This is a genomic window from Synechococcus sp. CC9616 (assembly GCF_000515235.1).
Classification (GTDB): Bacteria; Cyanobacteriota; Cyanobacteriia; order PCC-6307; family Cyanobiaceae; genus Parasynechococcus.
This window is the reverse complement of sequence record NZ_KI911558.1, coordinates 33,887-48,421: the sequence shown is the minus strand read 5'-3', so window position 1 is coordinate 48,421 and position 14,535 is coordinate 33,887. Positions and strand designations below refer to the sequence as shown.

Genomic DNA, 14,535 nt, shown 5'->3' with positions numbered 1-14,535 from the left:
AAATCCAGATGGACTAAAGCACAAATCGACCTGTTCAGGGCCATCGGCGCCAGCTGCACGTTTTGGTGCCATGACGCAAGCGCAGAGCGCCATCCGGAGCCAGACCCTCAATCATCCAGATCCTGTTGTCCTTCGGATCAGAAATCCGATCACTCCAAAGCCGTTGTTCAATCTCGGCAAGACACCAACTGCCGTCGCTAGCTCGGCGCATGCAGCGGTCGAAGGCCAGCAGCAATTCGGCGCCCCAGCGCTCAACCCCATGGTGCGCTGGCCCGAGCAATCTCTTCAGAGCGATGCCCTCCGGCGGCACAGGGTTGGCCACATTCATCCCGAAGCCGATGCGAACCTGACGCAAGCGCGAGCCGCGATGAACCAGACGCGGCAGCACTCCGGCCAACTTGCGCCCCTCAACCAGCAGGTCGTTCGGCCATTTGATGCGGACGGGCAAACCACGCTGCTCCAGGCATTCCGCCATGGCCGCCACGACAGAAAGACCCAGCAGCCCTGCACTGGCGGCGGGTCTCCCTTCCCAGGGCAGTGCGGCACTGACCCACAGCCCCCCCGGCGGGGCCAGCCACACCCGTCCTCGCTGCCCGGTGGCCTTTCTCTGATGCCGGGCCACGATGGCAAAGGGGCGGTCCAGCCCGGCGGAACGCTGCAACCATCTAGCGAGAAGGGGTTCCGTGCTGGCACAGACGGGAACCCGGCGAACGAGCCATGGTTCAGCCTCTGGCCCGGCCAATTGTCGGTAGGCCGCCATCAACCTGCCGCCGCCAGAGCCAGGCTCAGGCCAGTGCATCATGCGCATCAACAAGACGTGTCACGGCCTGGCGAAGCTCCGTCAGAGGACGAACCAGCGCCATTCGCAACCAGCCGCTGCCACCGGCCCCGAAACCGGAGCCAGGAGTCAACGCAACACCACTGCGCTCAAGGAGTTCCGACGCGCATCGCTCATCACTCCAGCCAAGCTCAACGGCCCGCGCTGGCAACGGCATCCAGACGTACATCCCAACCTCCGGCATCGGCGCGCGCCAGCCTTGGGCCAGGAAAGAGGAGATGACCCCGTCACGCCGCTCGCGATAGGTGTCCCGGAGCTGCTCCGGCCATTGCGGACACGCCTCAAGCGCGCAGATGGCGCCCTCCTGAAGGGCGAGGGATTGGTTGAAATCAACAACGCCTTTCAGTTGCCGCAGCGCAGAGATCAAAGGTTCGGCTCCAACCGCGAAGGCAAGCCTGAATCCTCCCAGGCACCAACCCTTCGACAGGGAAAAGAATTCGATTCCTCGCTCACGCCAGCCTGGACTGTGCAACAGGGTTGGAGCCTGTCCCTCGAGTGCCAGATCCACATAGGGATTGTCGTTGGCAATCACCACGTCATGACGACAACCCAGCGCCATGATCTGATCCAGTAAAGCCTGGTTTCCGACCCGGGCCGTGGGGTTATGGGGGTAGCCGAGAACGAACAACTTGATGCGCTCCCAGGTACTGAGAGGGAGTCGATCAAGCTGTGGCAGCCATGACGTGTCGTGATCAAGGCGAAGGCTGTTGACCTCAGCACCTGCGAGGACAAGACCGCCGCGGTGAGATGGATAGCTGGGATCAAGCATCAACGCTTGATCGCCTGGATTGAGGATCGCGAGGGGCAGATGAGCCGTCCCTTCCTGAGAGCCGATCAACAGCTGCACTTGCCGTTCTGGATCGACCGCGACGTCAAATCGGCGCTGACACCAGGCCGCAACGGCCTGACGAAACGGTGCCGTACCGGCGTGGAGGCAATACGAGGATGTGTCAGGCCGATGGATCGACTCGGCCATCGCTTGCAGAACCTGAGCTGGCGGGGGCAGATCGGAGGATCCGAGCGAAAGATCAATCAGCTCTGGAACGATGCCGTGCTGTGCGCTGCGTCGATACAGACGTTTGTGCTCGTCTGTTCGGGCGAACACACCGTTGCCAAGAGCCTCAAGACGATTAGAGATGCGCATCCAGGAAGGCCTGAAGCTGAGGCTTCGCAATGGCTCCCTCATGGCGGGCAAGCTCCTCACCATCACGGAACAGCATCAATGTGGGGATCCCTTGCACCTGATATTGATCACGGGTTGTGGGATTGCCGTCCACTTCGAGCTTGCCCACGGAGAGACGATCGCCGTAGGTCTCAGCAGCCCAGTCCATCAGGGGTGCCATCAATCTGCAGGGTCCGCACCAGGACGCCCAGAAATCAACAAGAACGGTGCCGGAGGCCTTGAGCACCTCCTGATCGAATCCTGAATCAGTGAAATCGGAGACGGCTCCAGCCAAGGGTCTTTCAGTCAGACCCCTTGATCCTATGGAGTGCTGAGAGCTCTGAAGACCCGATTCAAAGCTTGTCGATGGATCTCTTGAGATCCTCAAGATCGGCGTCGACCTCCTCCACCTTGACGGCCTTGACCTCTTCACTGCTCTCGGCTGCTGGCAGGGCGACTGCTTCTGGCCCCCCTTTGAGCTGTTGACGCAAGGCATCGAGTTCGTTGTCGACATCGCTTCCGCCTTCCAAGGCCGCGAACTGACTCTCGAGATCGGCTCCCGCCAATTCGGCGGCGGCCTGTCCAGTGGCCTCCATCTGCTCAACCTTGTCCTCCATCCGCTCAAACGCGGCCATGGCGGAGTCGGTTCCGATGTTGCCAACGGCGCTCTGCAGCTGCTGCTGGGCCTTCGCCGCCTCGGCGCGGGCCTTGAGCATGTCCTTCTTGGTCTTGGCCTGGGCGATTTTGCCCTCAAGGGAAACCAGGCTCTTCTTCAGGGTTTCCACCTGACCGTCCTGAGCCTGGACCTGCGCCGTCAGCGAGGTGGCCGTCTCCTGAAATGTCTTGCGACGGGTCAGAGCCTCTCTGGCCAGATCCTCCTCCCCTTTTTTGAGGGCCAGCTCAGCGCGTTCGTACCAGGTTTTGGACTGACTTTCGGCCTGTTCAGCCTGATTTCGCAAGCGCTTTTGGCTGGCAATCGCCAAAGCCACCGCCTGTCTCAGCTTGACCAGATCGGACTGCATGTCCGCAACGGACTGATCAAGAATCTTGGCCGGATCCTCCATGCTGCTGACAGCAGCATTGGCGTTGGCTCGAACCAGTCGGCTAAGCCGGTCGAAGAAGCCCATGAACGGAACTGCGGATCCAGGCCGAGGGTAGCGAGATCCTGGCCATTCACCCCTACGCTCTGGCCATGGCAGTGGCTCCAGATCCCCAACGTCGACGTCTGAAGGGGCTTGAAATCCTCCAGCCGGCACCACCGGCTCCCGCGGCTCCCCTGAGAGATTGCCTTGACGGACTCAGTCGACAGTGGCGTCGCGATGGAGGCTTGGCAGGGCTTTGGCAGGACTGGCCGAACATCGCCGGAGATCAGTTAGCACCTCACTGCAGGCCATTGAGCCTCCAACGGGGCGTGCTCACGGTGGGAGCGAGTCATCCCCAGTGGCGGCAAGCCCTTCAGTACAACCGCATGCAATTGCTGGCAGCCATGAGGGCTGCCGGCCACGCCGTACGCGATCTGCGCGTTCAACAGCATCACAGCCGCGTGAGAGAGCCGCTTGAAAGCGAAGCCTCGATCTGGGCAAGGCACCCCAGCCGCTGCGATGTTCATGGCATGGGGCAGTGCCCCCGTTGCGGACGCCCCGCTCCGAACGGTGAGATCAGTCTCTGGGAGGTCTGTGGCTTCTGCCACCGCCAGAGGTTCACTCCATGAGTCTGATTCTGCCGAAGCAGAAACTGATCTTTCTCCATATCCCCAAGTGCGCCGGTCAGTCAGTTGAGTCAGCCTTCGGATTCCGCCACGACCACAGCCACCACAAACGCAATGACCTGCCGGAGGACTGGCGGGACTATCTGCGCTTCACCTTCGTGCGCCATCCGATCAGCCGGTTCCTGTCCGCTTGCAATTACAACCTCCGGGTTGCTCTGAGAACCGAGAAACAGCTGCGTCGAACATCAGAAGCAGACCTCAGTCGAACCAAGCGCTATCGCTTGCACCTGCTGGATGAGCGGCCATCACTCAGCGACATGGTGAACGATCTGCATCAGGGTCGATTGCGCCGGCTGACCACCTTCCAACCGCAGGCCCTCTGGCTGCGAGCAGGCCAACCCCAGTTCATTGGCAGGGTGGAGCGATTTGAGCAGGATTTGCGTCACCTTTTCCAACTGATCGATCCTCAAACGCAGGGACGGAAGGCTGCACCAATGCCGCATACCAATCAATCGCCATCACGCCTCAGCGCCAGCGAGCTGTCCAAGCGTGAACTCCGACGGATCAGGTCGTACTACCGCCACGACTTCCGCATGACCGGCTATGGGAAGAAGCCACCACAGGGCTGAATCAGAAGCGCTCCGGCCGTGGATCACGCCAGTCGGGATCGACGCCTTCACTGCGAAGATCTCCAGCGCGTGCCTCAAGGCGGCGACGATCGAGCCGCCACAATTGGTAAATCCCAAACTCTCCGAGGATCTGCGGCTCCAGGCGGCTCCAATGATCCTGGAGGGCCGTGCCGCCATCGATCAGAACCAACACGGTTTCAGAGGCCCCATCATCGGAAAGCGGCCTGCCCTGCCAGCCACGCCGACGTTCGTGGGCCAGACGGTCGGAAAGATTGACCAGGGCACCTTCAGAACGACCTTCATAAACCACCACTTCTCTGGTGTGGAAGTGCAGGGATGGTTTCATCGCTCCCACCATGGCCAGCGGTTCCCCTGACTGACGCTGGAGCCCCATCTGAACTGCTGCATCACGGACGGGCATCTGCCGCAACTGATCGCCAAGTTCAGCGATAGGAACGAGAGCGTTGAGATGAAACAGCAGGAGGGATGCCTGCATGGTCAGCAGGCGAATGAGTGCGCCGCGACGCCAGAGAAGACAACAGAGCAGGCCAGCCAGGCTGAACCAGGCTCCGGCGCGGAGCACGAAGCCACTGGCGAGAAGATCTGCCGAAAGTGTCGGCATTTCAGGGTCGTTGATCAGGGGGATCCAAAGAGAAGAACCCCAGAATCCCGCCGCCAGAACCAGCGTCAGCAGTGCTGTTGCGGCCCAGGCGATGGTCCGGCCTCCTTGGCGCCCATGGATCGCAGCGGTGATCAGCAAAGCAGCAGCCGGGGTGGCTGGAAGCCAGTAGCTAGGAAGCTTCGTGGCAGCCGAGGTGAACAGCAACAGCACAGCCATGAGCCAGCACCATGCGAACTGCTGCAAGGACTGATCAGGCTCCGGCCGCAGACGCGGCTGCTCAGCGATGGAGACCAGAAGAAGAGGGGTGAACGGCAGGGCCGCGATCAACATCACCGGCCCAAAAAACCACCACGGCTGTAGGTGGTCGTTGACCACTGAGGTGAAGCGCTGGAGGTTGTGATAACCAAAAAAACTGTCCCAGAAGGGCTGACCCTCGACCAACAGTTCGGCGACGTACCAGGGCAGGCTGATCAGAGCGGTGATCAAGAGTCCTGGGAGTGGCCGAAGGCGCCGCCAGGGAGTCTGAAAATCCCGGCGCAGGCCGCAAAACAGAATCAGCGTGAGACCGGACAGAACAATCGCGACCGGACCCTTGGCCAGAACAGCCAGGCCTAGAAGAACCCATGCCGTCCACCAGCGGCTCTGCTGAGGATCGGCAAAACGCCGCCACTGAAACAGAAGACTGAGTCCGAGCAGGGCACAGAGCAAGGCGTCGCTCACTGCTGTTCGGCTCCAGACGAGCACCAGAGGGGACAACGCAAAACTGAGTGCTCCAGCCACCGCAGTCCAGGCGGGCCTCTGGTCATCGCGTCGGGGCCAGCGCAGCAGGGTGTCGGCCAGCGCCAACATCATCACGATGCTGGACAACGCCGAAGGCGACCGAGCTGCCCAGCTGCCCAGCGGATCCCATAGCGAGGAGCCTGGCAAGGCATAACCCAGCGCCATCAGCCAGTAGATCAAAGGTGGCTTGTCGTAACGAGGCAGGCCATTCACCCTCGGCGTTAGCCAGTCACCGCTGTCGACCATGCCGCGGCCCGCCGCAGCGAACAGCGGCGGGGTCTCATCGGTCACCCCGGTGGCACCGAGCCTCCACAGACAAACCAGCACGCCAAGAAATAGAACCAGGGCCAGCACCCATTGCCGCTGACGGCCCCTCACCTCCACCGCTGCGTCCTCACTTCAACGCGGTGATGTTGCCATCCGCTGCCAGACCAGCGCTGATCCAAGCTTCCACCCGACGGCTGAAAACCTGCTGCGAGGCATTGCGTTCGGCCCACCGACGGCAGTCGGAACGGTCGATGTCCCCACAGCGGCGAACGGCGTCAGCCAACGCTGAAACGTCATCGGGAGGGACCAAAAGACCGTTCTCTCCAGGAACGATCAATTCACCTGGCCCGCCTCGGTCGTAAGCAATCACCGGAACACCACAGGCCATCGCCTCCACCACCACATTCCCGTAGGCCTCATTCCATTTCGGCGTGTTGATCAGAGCCCGGCAGGCGCCTAAATCCCGCTGCAGATGCTCTGTGGGCAGAAACCCTCGCCATTCAATGGTTCCAGGTGGAACCGCCGCTTCAACGGCGGCCGCATAGGTCTCATCTTCAAGCAGACCCCAGACCAGAAGACGTTCGCCCAAAGCCACAGCAACCAATGCAGCATCCTCCAGGCCCTTTTCCGGTGCGATGCGGCCCGCCCATCCCAGGGGTCCGCCCGTCGCAGCTTGAAAGCGATATGCCTCCAGGTTGAAGCCATTGCCCACCACACAGGGGGGATTGGGAAGCTCAAAATCAGCCGCCTGACGAGCGGTATGAAACGCCAGACGTCTCTGGTCCCAGCGGCCGAGCGCCTCAATCGCCTCCCCCATCACCGTCGTGACAGCTCCCATGCTGATCAGATGGAACAACGGCTGTTGGAGATGGGGGGTGACCCAAAGCGGCAACCAGTCGTATCCGAAATTCAGCAGTGCATCGGCGTTGTCAGCCCGCTGCAGTGCGGCATCCAGCAGGCGGGGCAGCACCGCGTTGCGGGGAATCTCCACCGATGCAGCCTCAGAAGCATGTTGCCAACTCGGTTGATCAACCCCGTCAACCTCCACCAGTTCCACTGCGTCGCAACCCACAGGCCGTTGTGACCCCCGTGGGGCAATCAGCGTCAGCTGGTGCTGCCGCATCACCAGACCCTGAGCCAACGAGCGCAGGGTGAGTTCAACCCCTCCGCCTCGACCACTTCCAAGAGCACCGATGGGGGTGCTGATCAACACCAGCCTCAGAGAAGGGTCCTTCATCCCTCCACCCTGACGTCCGGCTCCCACAGCCGCCGCCGCTGACTGACGCAGATCACCGACATCAGCACCATCAGCGCCCCGACCCACTGCACGGACGTGAGTCGTTCACCGAGTAGCCAACCGCCGGTGGCCAGCGCGAACACCGGAGTCAGAAAACCAAGGCTGCTGAAACTCGTCAGATCACGGCGATTCGCGAACCAGAAGAACAGTCCGTAGGCGAGGGCGCTGCCCAGAAGGCTCGCAAAGGCCATGCGAAGCCAATCCAGCGCATCCCAGGCAGGTAGGCTGAACTGGCGATCGACCGCTGCGATGAGAAGCAGCGGAAGTCCCCCCAGGATCATGTGCCAGCCCGTGGTCGCAATCGGATCGCTGTACCGACAGGCAAAACGGATCAGCACGGTGCCGAAGGCCATGGCGAGGGCGGCCAGAAGCATCGTGACCTCCCCTGGCTGGAACAGTTCAATGACAGCTGGCAGATCCCGCAGCAGCCACCAGTGCCCCAGCAGCTCAGCCGGAACACCCAGGCAGAGAATCCCTGCAAAACCAAGGCCAAGGCCGATCCAACCCACGGGATTGATCGACTCGGCGAATAAGGCACGAGCCAGCAGGGCCACGATCAGGGGCTGGCAGTCGATCAACACCGAGCCGAGCCCGGCGCCCGTCCCTGAAAGGCCATGCGCGAGTAATCCCTGGAACAGACAGGCGTCAACCAGGGTGAACAGGGCGAACCAGCCGAGATCCCGGCTGTCGATGAACAAGCCCCGACCACTGAAGGCCACCCAGAGGATCAGGGCGATGCCGGCAGGGAGCAGCCGAAGACCTGCAACAAGCCAGCTGCCACCGGATTCGAGCAGCGGAGCCATCGCCGTCATGGCGGTCCCCCACAGAGCGAAGGGAAGCAACATCAGCAGCCAGAGGCGGATGGAGGCCATGGCGGGGAGATTCAGGGCCTTTTTTAAGATCCGGAGTACAACTGATGTAAGACATGATCTGGCCCTGGCGCCGTAAATCTCGCCGTCGAATGGCGCGAGTCGTTCTGGAGGGACCCATTAGTGGCAGCACCCGCAAACGGGTGCTGAAAGCACTCAAGGAAGTTGAAGAGAGGGAATTCCCTGCCCTGTTGCTCCGGATCGATTCCCCCGGTGGAACCGTCGGAGACAGCCAGGAGATCCATGCCGCCTTGATGCGCCTGCGCGAAAAGGGATGCCGGGTGGTGGCCAGCTTCGGCAATATTTCTGCCTCCGGCGGCGTCTACATCGGTGTGGCAGCCGAGAAGATCGTCTCAAATCCAGGCACGATCACCGGATCGATCGGTGTGATTCTTCGGGGCAACGACCTCTCACGCCTGTTCGAGCGCATCGGAATCCGCTTCGACACGGTGAAAAGCGGAATGTTCAAAGACATCCTTTCGCCTGACCGGCCCCTCAGCGAAGCCGAACGCGAACTTCTGCAGCAGCTGATCGACAGCAGTTACAGCCAGTTCGTCGGCGTCGTGGCGGAAGGTCGCGGCCTGAGCGCCGACGTCGTGAAGACGTTTGCTGACGGACGGGTCTTCAGCGGCGAGCAAGCCCTGGATCTCGGGCTCGTCGATGAGCTCGGGGATGAAGAGGACGCCCGACGCCTGGCTGCGCGACTGGCCGACCTCGATGAGGACAACGCCAAGCTCGTGACCCTTGGGAAAAGCAAACGCAAACTCGGCAATCTGCTTCCGGGATCCCATCTTCTGAATCCACTCCTGGAGCGGCTCAACCTCGAGCTCATGGGCAGCGGTCAGGTTCTCTGGCTGTACCGGCCATGACTGGCTCAGATCGGAAACTGATCGGTCTGCGGGGGGCAACCACCTGCCCAGCCAATTCGGTGGCAGCGATCGAGAACGCTGTGGCAAGTCTCATCGATGCCCTGATGGAACACAACGGGCTGAATCCCGACCAGATCGTGTCGCTGACGTTTTCGGTCACGGCCGATCTCGATGCCTGCTTCCCTGCCGCGGTCGCTCGTCGTCGGCAGGGCTGGGATGCGGTTGCCCTGCTCGACTGTCAGCAGATGGCCGTGAGTGGAGATCTGCCGCGCTGCATCCGACTGCTGGCGCACGTGTGGATGCCTGCCGCTCGGGAGCCGGCGCACCCCTATCTCGAGGAGGCTCGCCTGCTGCGTCCAGACAGACTCAGTCACAACTGACAGCTGGCTGGCCGGCCCAATCCCATCCCTTCCAGGCATTGGACTCAGGAGAATCCTTGCAGCTGATTGATGGCGATGATCCGGTCCCTTCTGTTCAAAAGCTCTGTCGCCGTTGCCGGTGGTCTTGCACTGCTGGGAGGCATGGCTGGCCTCAACTCCAGACCGGCCATGTCGCAGGGCACCTCCGGCCTGCTGGAATTCCGCTGGGACAGCAGCAAGGACTACCGCCGGCTGTACTACTACCAGACCTCAAACATTGAGAACGATCGCTCTGAGTGGTACCTGACCCTTCGTGAAAAGGACCGCAAGACCGCCATCCTGAAGCTGACGGTGACTGTGCCGGACTACTTCGATGCCAAGTTGAAGCCGCATCGCATGGCTCTTTGCAAGGTCACCAAAGGGAGCATGCTCAGACGCACCAAGTGCCTCGAAAAGGTTCCAGCGACCATCGAAGTGAACGACAACCAAACCGCCATTGAGGTTTTTCCGGATCAACCCGTGCCCATTGATGGCGATTACGCCCTGCTGATCAAGATGTTCAATCCTCAGGGTCAGCGCATGTATCAGTTCAACGCTCTTGTCCAGGCACCTGGGGACGTCCCGATGTCCGGTTACCGGGGCAGCTGGCTGGTCGACATGGACTGACTGGTAGGTTCATTAGTTCTGATCGGCCGGACGCCACGACGCAGCAATGACCAAACGAACCCTGGGGGGAACAAGCAGGAAGCGCAAACGGGTTTCCGGATTTCGGGTCCGCATGCGCTCGCATACCGGCCGCCGTGTGATCCGCACCCGCCGCAAGCGGGGTCGGTCCAGGCTCGCTGTCTGACGCCAGCTTCCTCGTCTCGACAGCACAACCAATGGCGCTGCCCACTTCGATGCGACTGAGGGGGCAGCGTTGCTTTCACCGCCTTCACCGCAACGCCCGTCGTCACCACGGTCAGTGGATGGTGCTGCGCACTCTGAACGGTGATTTATCCCTGCTGAGGCCTGAGCTGCGTCACCGCCCTGCCAAATGCTGCCGTTGTGCAGTGGTGATCAGCAGCAAGGTGCACAAGCGTGCCGTCCGCCGCAACCGACTGCGGCGCCTCTTCCATGCCCACCTGAGAACACGCCTGGAGCAACGTGTTGAGCTGGCAGGTCGCTGGCTTCTGATCAGCCTTCGGCCGGGTGCATCCGACGTCGAAGAATCACAGTTACTGGAAGAATGCGACAGTCTGCTGAAGTCCGCCGGTCTGGAGTGATGACAACCACCTCCGCTGAACAGGTTCACTACGAGGGAGGTCCCGCTCGTGGCGATCTGATCTTCAACCTGCTGCTGGGCTTCACCTTGATTGCCCTGCCTTTCACCATTGGAGCGATCGTGCGCGCGATCTGGCTGCGTTTCCGCATCACCAGTCGCAGGGTCTCGGTGACCGGTGGCTGGCTTGGCCGGGACAAGACCCAGGTCGTTTACAGCCAGATCAAAGAGGTGCGCAGCGTGCCCCGCGGATTTGGCGCCTGGGGAGACATGGTCCTGGTTCTCAATGATGGTGCACGGCTGGAATTGCGTTCCGTTCCCAGGTTCCGTGATGTGGAGACCTACATCCTGGAACGCATTGCAGAACGCCAATCCATCTCTGATCAGAAGTCGGTCGAAGGCTTCGCAGCCTGAGTCCGCTTTTGTTGCACACTGGCGGTAGACCGCCTCCAAAACCCACGGGAGCTTCCACGTGATCGGGTACATCTCCGACAACCTGCTCATCCCGATCCTGGATTTTTTCTACGGATTAGTTCCGAGTTATGGCCTGGCGATTGTGGCTCTCACGCTCGTGATCCGAGTCGCTCTGTATCCGCTCAGCGCTGGCTCGATTCGTAGTGCTCGGAGGATGAGGATCGCGCAACCCGTGATCCAGAAACGCCAGGCGGAGATCAAAAGTCGTTATGCCGACGACATCCAGAAACAGCAGCAAGAGCTGGGCAAGGTGATGAAGGAGTTCGGAAGCCCCCTGGCGGGCTGCCTGCCACTCCTTGTGCAGATGCCCATTCTGTTTGCACTGTTCGCCACATTGCGGGGCTCACCATTCGCAGATGTGCCCTACACGATCAACGTCAAGGTGCTTCCCGCGGAACAGATTGCGGCGGTTGAGCCGAAACCCTTCAACAGTGCCAGTCACTCCATCTTTATCGGCGAAACCGATCACGTGCCCGTGATCGCCAGCCTGCCTCGCGGCAACAAAATCGGTGTCGGCGACAGCGCCAGCATCAATCTGCACACCAAGGACGGCCGTTCCTTCGCGGACGTCCTTCAAGGCGCCGAGGACCCATCACGATTTGCCCCCAGCTGGAGCCTGAGCAAGGGAGACGACGTTCTCAGCGTCAGCGCGGATGGAACCATCACAGCTTTGGCCGAGGGAGATGCCACGGTTGAAGCCAAGATTCCCGGCCTGGCAGCCAGGAGCGGATTCCTGTTCATCAAGGCCCTTGGACAGGTCGGTTTCTATGCAGATGGAGCAATCAACTGGGACATCGCCATCCTGGTGGGATCCTTCGGAGTGACCTTGTTCCTCTCCCAACTGCTCTCCGGGATGGGGATGCCGGCCAACCCTCAGCAGGCCACGGCCAACAAGATCACCCCATTCATGATCACCGGGATGTTCCTGTTTTTCCCCCTGCCGGCAGGGGTCCTGCTCTACATGGTGATTGCCAATATCTTCCAGGGACTGCAAACCTTCATCCTCACCAAAGAAGCTCTGCCAGAGAATCTTCAAACCATTCTCGACCAGCAAAAGGCTCAGCAGACCGTGACAGCCACCGCCACATCCGCTGGCACGGTGAGTGACTCCCGCCTCCCCTTCGAACCAAAAGGCGGGAAATGATCGAAGGCCTGGAGCCGGTCGCCCTTCAGGAACTGAGAGCCCTCGCCGCTCCCCGTACCTGGTCTGTCGATGGCCAGCTCAATGCCTTGAAATCCCTTACCCCGGTGAGAGGAGAGCTCACAGCCGAACATCGCGGCAACGTCCTCTCAGTGGAAGGAGAGCTGTCCACAATCGTCACGCTGACGTGTGATCGATGTCTCGGCCAGTTCAATCAACAACTCAACTGCCAACCATCAGAATTGATCTGGCTCGGAGACACGCCTCCCTCCGACGAGCAATTGCAGGAATCCGAGGAGATTGCAGAGATGGAAGGGCTCGTTGAATGTCTTGATCCGCGGGGACGCTTCGATCCGGAGCAATGGGTGTTCGAACAACTGAATCTTCAATTGCCCGTGGTGAACCACTGCGGCGGTCACTGCCCTGGACCACCGCTGCCAAAGGAAGCCGGCGAAGCCTCCACCAACAGCGATCCAATCGATCCCCGCTGGCAGGCACTGCAGCAGTTTCAACGGGAATGAGCAGCGTCACCTGGACCGCTCAGCTCGATTTGCTGATCCGTTCCCGCACCCCACTGATCTGGATCCGCAGCAGCGAGGAAAGTCGCGTCGAAGCCCTGATGCTGCAAGCCACTCAACGCCTGCAGAGACGTCTGGCCCACTGGGATTTCATCGAAGGCCTCAACGGCGTCCTCAACACTGATGGCCTGGGGGCACGCCAGCCGATGGCAGTGCTGCAATGGCTGCAGCAGCTGGAGGACGGCAGCCCCACCGTGCTGCTGGTCAAAGACTTTCACCGGTTCTGCGATGACCCCGGCATCGCCAGGATGCTGCGCAATCTCAGCACCCATCTCCGCAGCACGCCCCACACCCTTGTGCTCTGCACTGGCGGCTGGAATCCACCGGCAGACCTTGAGGAAGCCATCACATTGCTCGACCTGCCGTTGCCTGAAGCGGAGGACCTGCGGCAACTCCTCACCAGCATCGCCTCAGGAAGCGGTGCACCCCTGGACCCCTCCGTTCTGGAGGAGCTCACGCAAGCCTGCAGCGGCCTCAGTGAACTGCGCGTCCGCCAGGTTGCGGCACGGGCGCTGGCACGCCGAGGTCGCCTGGGAGCGGATGATCTGATGGAGGTGCTGGACGAGAAACGTCAGACCATCGCTCGCAGCGAAGTGCTGGAGTTCTGCAACTCAGAAAACGGCACGGAAGCGATCGGAGGCCTCGATGCGCTGAAAGCCTGGCTGGAACAGCGGCATCAGGCCTTCTCAGAGGATGCGCGTCGTTTCGGACTGCCCCTGCCTCGCGGGGTGCTTCTTGTGGGGCCTCAGGGGACCGGCAAGTCGTTGACAGCTAAAGCAATCGCCGGGAGCTGGTCCATGCCTCTGCTGCGACTGGACGTCGGTCGGCTTTTCGCTGGACTGGTCGGTGCCAGCGAAGCAAGAACGCGCGAGACAATCCAACGCGCGGAAGCGATGGCACCCTGCGTGCTCTGGATCGATGAGATCGACAAGGGATTCGGAGGGGATGGTCGCAGCGACGGCGGCACCAGCCAACGCGTCCTCGCCAGCGTGCTCACCTGGATGGCTGAAAAATCATCGCCGGTGTTCGTGGTGGCGACGGCCAATGGAATTGACCGCTTGCCACCCGAACTGCTGCGCAAGGGGCGTTTCGACGAAATCTTTCTCCTGAATCTTCCCAGCAGCGAGGAGCGCCGAAGCATCCTCAATCTGCATCTGGGACGACGCCGGCCCGGTCTGTCGCTGCCGTTGGACACCGTAGTGAGCCGCAGCGAGGGTTTCTCTGGTGCGGAACTGGAGCAGACGGTGATCGAAGCGATGCATCTGGCCTTCGCCGAGCGACGGGAACTGATGGAAGCCGATCTCATCCGAGCCGCATCACAGCTCATTCCCCTGTCACGCACGGCAAGCGAACAGCTGGAGACCCTCAAGCAGTGGGCCGCAGAAGGCCGCGCACGACCCGCTTCCATTGCGACACGTAACGAAGCCTGACGCGGCGTAACGAAGCCGCCCCTTCCTGAAGCCCCAGCCAAAGCCGCTCTCTACGGTCCGACCAGTGGATAAAAGCCCTTGGACCGCCGCAACGATCTCACCACCCAGCTGTGCGTGGCCTGCCTGGGAGCCGGCGTGATCACCACCGTGGCCGTGGCCCAGGGACAGAACCCCATCACCGCTCTCGGAATCACCGTGTTCTCCGCCGTGGCGGCTGTCATGGTCGGCCAGGTGCTCTGATCGGGCTGCCA

19 protein-coding genes are annotated in these 14,535 nt (G+C 61.3%); 12 read left to right on the top strand and 7 right to left on the bottom strand.

Features of this window, described 5'->3' with window-relative positions; genetic code table 11:
- Positions 1–34: 34 nt before the first annotated feature.
- From SYN9616_RS0100335 to SYN9616_RS0100320, 4 genes are read right to left on the bottom strand one after another with little or no spacing between them, the layout of a single operon-like run.
- The gene (locus SYN9616_RS0100335; protein WP_037991124.1) at positions 35–799 is read right to left on the bottom strand and encodes a biotin--[acetyl-CoA-carboxylase] ligase; all 765 of its coding nucleotides are present in this window, start codon (positions 797–799) and stop codon (positions 35–37) included.
- Positions 786–1,982, bottom strand: coding sequence for an aminotransferase class I/II-fold pyridoxal phosphate-dependent enzyme (locus tag SYN9616_RS0100330; RefSeq protein WP_028951348.1), 1,197 nt, complete (start codon positions 1,980–1,982; stop codon positions 786–788). Before SYN9616_RS0100330 ends, SYN9616_RS0100335 begins: the two co-directional genes overlap by 14 nt.
- On the bottom strand, positions 1,969–2,295 hold the full coding sequence (gene trxA, locus SYN9616_RS0100325) for a thioredoxin (RefSeq protein ID WP_028951347.1): 327 nt from the start codon (positions 2,293–2,295) through the stop codon (positions 1,969–1,971). The genes SYN9616_RS0100330 and trxA overlap by 14 nt, the downstream gene beginning before the upstream one ends.
- A gap of 58 nt (positions 2,296–2,353) precedes the next feature.
- Positions 2,354–3,127 (bottom strand): PspA/IM30 family protein, encoded by a 774-nt coding sequence (locus SYN9616_RS0100320; RefSeq protein WP_028951346.1) that lies wholly within the window; start codon positions 3,125–3,127, stop codon positions 2,354–2,356.
- A gap of 65 nt (positions 3,128–3,192) precedes the next feature.
- Here SYN9616_RS0100320 and SYN9616_RS0100315 point away from each other — a divergent pair, with 65 nt between their 5' ends.
- Together SYN9616_RS0100315 and SYN9616_RS0100310 are read left to right on the top strand one after the other, a co-directional pair.
- Positions 3,193–3,711, top strand: a complete 519-nt coding sequence (locus SYN9616_RS0100315; RefSeq protein ID WP_028951345.1) for a DUF721 domain-containing protein — start codon at positions 3,193–3,195, stop codon at positions 3,709–3,711.
- Positions 3,708–4,337, top strand: coding sequence for a sulfotransferase family 2 domain-containing protein (locus SYN9616_RS0100310; RefSeq protein WP_028951344.1), 630 nt, complete (start codon positions 3,708–3,710; stop codon positions 4,335–4,337). The genes SYN9616_RS0100315 and SYN9616_RS0100310 overlap by 4 nt, the downstream gene beginning before the upstream one ends.
- Position 4,338: 1 nt before the next feature.
- On the opposite strand, the gene SYN9616_RS0100305 is transcribed toward SYN9616_RS0100310, so the two are convergent.
- From SYN9616_RS0100305 to SYN9616_RS0100295, 3 genes are read right to left on the bottom strand one after another with little or no spacing between them, the layout of a single operon-like run.
- On the bottom strand, positions 4,339–6,123 hold the full coding sequence (locus SYN9616_RS0100305) for a glycosyltransferase family 39 protein (RefSeq protein ID WP_028951343.1): 1,785 nt from the start codon (positions 6,121–6,123) through the stop codon (positions 4,339–4,341).
- Between the two features lie 10 nt (positions 6,124–6,133).
- Positions 6,134–7,243, bottom strand: a complete 1,110-nt coding sequence (locus SYN9616_RS0100300) for a glycosyltransferase family 4 protein (protein WP_028951342.1) — start codon at positions 7,241–7,243, stop codon at positions 6,134–6,136.
- Entirely contained in the window at positions 7,240–8,175 is a 936-nt protein-coding gene (locus SYN9616_RS0100295) for a DMT family transporter (RefSeq protein WP_028951341.1), read from the bottom strand. The genes SYN9616_RS0100300 and SYN9616_RS0100295 overlap by 4 nt, the downstream gene beginning before the upstream one ends.
- A gap of 53 nt (positions 8,176–8,228) precedes the next feature.
- On the opposite strand from SYN9616_RS0100295, the gene sppA reads away from it, so the two are divergent.
- From sppA to SYN9616_RS17535, 10 genes are all read left to right on the top strand, one after another.
- The gene (sppA, locus tag SYN9616_RS0100290) at positions 8,229–9,041 is read left to right on the top strand and encodes a signal peptide peptidase SppA (RefSeq protein ID WP_028951340.1); all 813 of its coding nucleotides are present in this window, start codon (positions 8,229–8,231) and stop codon (positions 9,039–9,041) included.
- The gene (aroH, locus tag SYN9616_RS0100285; protein ID WP_028951339.1) at positions 9,038–9,421 is read left to right on the top strand and encodes a chorismate mutase; all 384 of its coding nucleotides are present in this window, start codon (positions 9,038–9,040) and stop codon (positions 9,419–9,421) included. The genes sppA and aroH overlap by 4 nt, the downstream gene beginning before the upstream one ends.
- A 75-nt stretch (positions 9,422–9,496) precedes the next feature.
- Positions 9,497–10,066 (top strand): DUF2808 domain-containing protein, encoded by a 570-nt coding sequence (locus tag SYN9616_RS0100280; protein WP_028951338.1) that lies wholly within the window; start codon positions 9,497–9,499, stop codon positions 10,064–10,066.
- 46 nt (positions 10,067–10,112) lie between these two features.
- On the top strand, positions 10,113–10,250 hold the full coding sequence (rpmH, locus tag SYN9616_RS16230) for a 50S ribosomal protein L34 (protein ID WP_011128745.1): 138 nt from the start codon (positions 10,113–10,115) through the stop codon (positions 10,248–10,250).
- Positions 10,251–10,281: 31 nt separating this feature from the next.
- Complete coding sequence (locus SYN9616_RS0100275) at positions 10,282–10,665, top strand: ribonuclease P protein component (protein ID WP_028951337.1); 384 nt, start codon at positions 10,282–10,284, stop codon at positions 10,663–10,665.
- Entirely contained in the window at positions 10,665–11,075 is a 411-nt protein-coding gene (locus SYN9616_RS0100270) for a PH domain-containing protein (protein WP_028951336.1), read from the top strand. The genes SYN9616_RS0100275 and SYN9616_RS0100270 overlap by 1 nt, the downstream gene beginning before the upstream one ends.
- Positions 11,076–11,133: 58 nt before the next feature.
- Positions 11,134–12,279 carry a membrane protein insertase YidC gene (gene yidC / locus SYN9616_RS0100265; RefSeq protein WP_028951335.1) on the top strand — a complete coding sequence of 382 codons (1,146 nt, stop codon included), beginning with the start codon at positions 11,134–11,136 and terminating at the stop codon, positions 12,277–12,279.
- Complete coding sequence (locus tag SYN9616_RS0100260) at positions 12,276–12,797, top strand: DUF177 domain-containing protein (protein WP_028951334.1); 522 nt, start codon at positions 12,276–12,278, stop codon at positions 12,795–12,797. The genes yidC and SYN9616_RS0100260 overlap by 4 nt, the downstream gene beginning before the upstream one ends.
- Positions 12,794–14,284 carry an AAA family ATPase gene (locus tag SYN9616_RS0100255; protein WP_028951333.1) on the top strand — a complete coding sequence of 497 codons (1,491 nt, stop codon included), beginning with the start codon at positions 12,794–12,796 and terminating at the stop codon, positions 14,282–14,284. The genes SYN9616_RS0100260 and SYN9616_RS0100255 overlap by 4 nt, the downstream gene beginning before the upstream one ends.
- 78 nt (positions 14,285–14,362) lie before the next feature.
- On the top strand, positions 14,363–14,524 hold the full coding sequence (locus SYN9616_RS17535; protein WP_198015110.1) for a hypothetical protein: 162 nt from the start codon (positions 14,363–14,365) through the stop codon (positions 14,522–14,524).
- The last annotated feature ends 11 nt before the right edge of the window (positions 14,525–14,535 follow it).

Coding starts and splice junctions, on each gene's coding strand:
- SYN9616_RS0100255 (WP_028951333.1), top strand. CDS start 12,794: ATGAGCAGCGTCACCTGGACCGCTCAGCTCGATTTGCTGATCCGTTCC.
- SYN9616_RS0100310 (WP_028951344.1), top strand. CDS start 3,708: ATGAGTCTGATTCTGCCGAAGCAGAAACTGATCTTTCTCCATATCCCC.
- SYN9616_RS0100260 (WP_028951334.1), top strand. CDS start 12,276: ATGATCGAAGGCCTGGAGCCGGTCGCCCTTCAGGAACTGAGAGCCCTC.
- SYN9616_RS0100315 (WP_028951345.1), top strand. CDS start 3,193: ATGGCAGTGGCTCCAGATCCCCAACGTCGACGTCTGAAGGGGCTTGAA.
- aroH (WP_028951339.1), top strand. CDS start 9,038: ATGACTGGCTCAGATCGGAAACTGATCGGTCTGCGGGGGGCAACCACC.
- SYN9616_RS0100335 (WP_037991124.1), bottom strand. CDS start 799: ATGCACTGGCCTGAGCCTGGCTCTGGCGGCGGCAGGTTGATGGCGGCC.
- SYN9616_RS0100270 (WP_028951336.1), top strand. CDS start 10,665: ATGACAACCACCTCCGCTGAACAGGTTCACTACGAGGGAGGTCCCGCT.
- SYN9616_RS0100300 (WP_028951342.1), bottom strand. CDS start 7,243: ATGAAGGACCCTTCTCTGAGGCTGGTGTTGATCAGCACCCCCATCGGT.
- SYN9616_RS0100320 (WP_028951346.1), bottom strand. CDS start 3,127: ATGGGCTTCTTCGACCGGCTTAGCCGACTGGTTCGAGCCAACGCCAAT.
- sppA (WP_028951340.1), top strand. CDS start 8,229: ATGATCTGGCCCTGGCGCCGTAAATCTCGCCGTCGAATGGCGCGAGTC.
- SYN9616_RS0100295 (WP_028951341.1), bottom strand. CDS start 8,175: ATGGCCTCCATCCGCCTCTGGCTGCTGATGTTGCTTCCCTTCGCTCTG.
- rpmH (WP_011128745.1), top strand. CDS start 10,113: ATGACCAAACGAACCCTGGGGGGAACAAGCAGGAAGCGCAAACGGGTT.
- SYN9616_RS0100275 (WP_028951337.1), top strand. CDS start 10,282: ATGGCGCTGCCCACTTCGATGCGACTGAGGGGGCAGCGTTGCTTTCAC.
- SYN9616_RS0100330 (WP_028951348.1), bottom strand. CDS start 1,982: ATGCGCATCTCTAATCGTCTTGAGGCTCTTGGCAACGGTGTGTTCGCC.
- SYN9616_RS0100280 (WP_028951338.1), top strand. CDS start 9,497: ATGATCCGGTCCCTTCTGTTCAAAAGCTCTGTCGCCGTTGCCGGTGGT.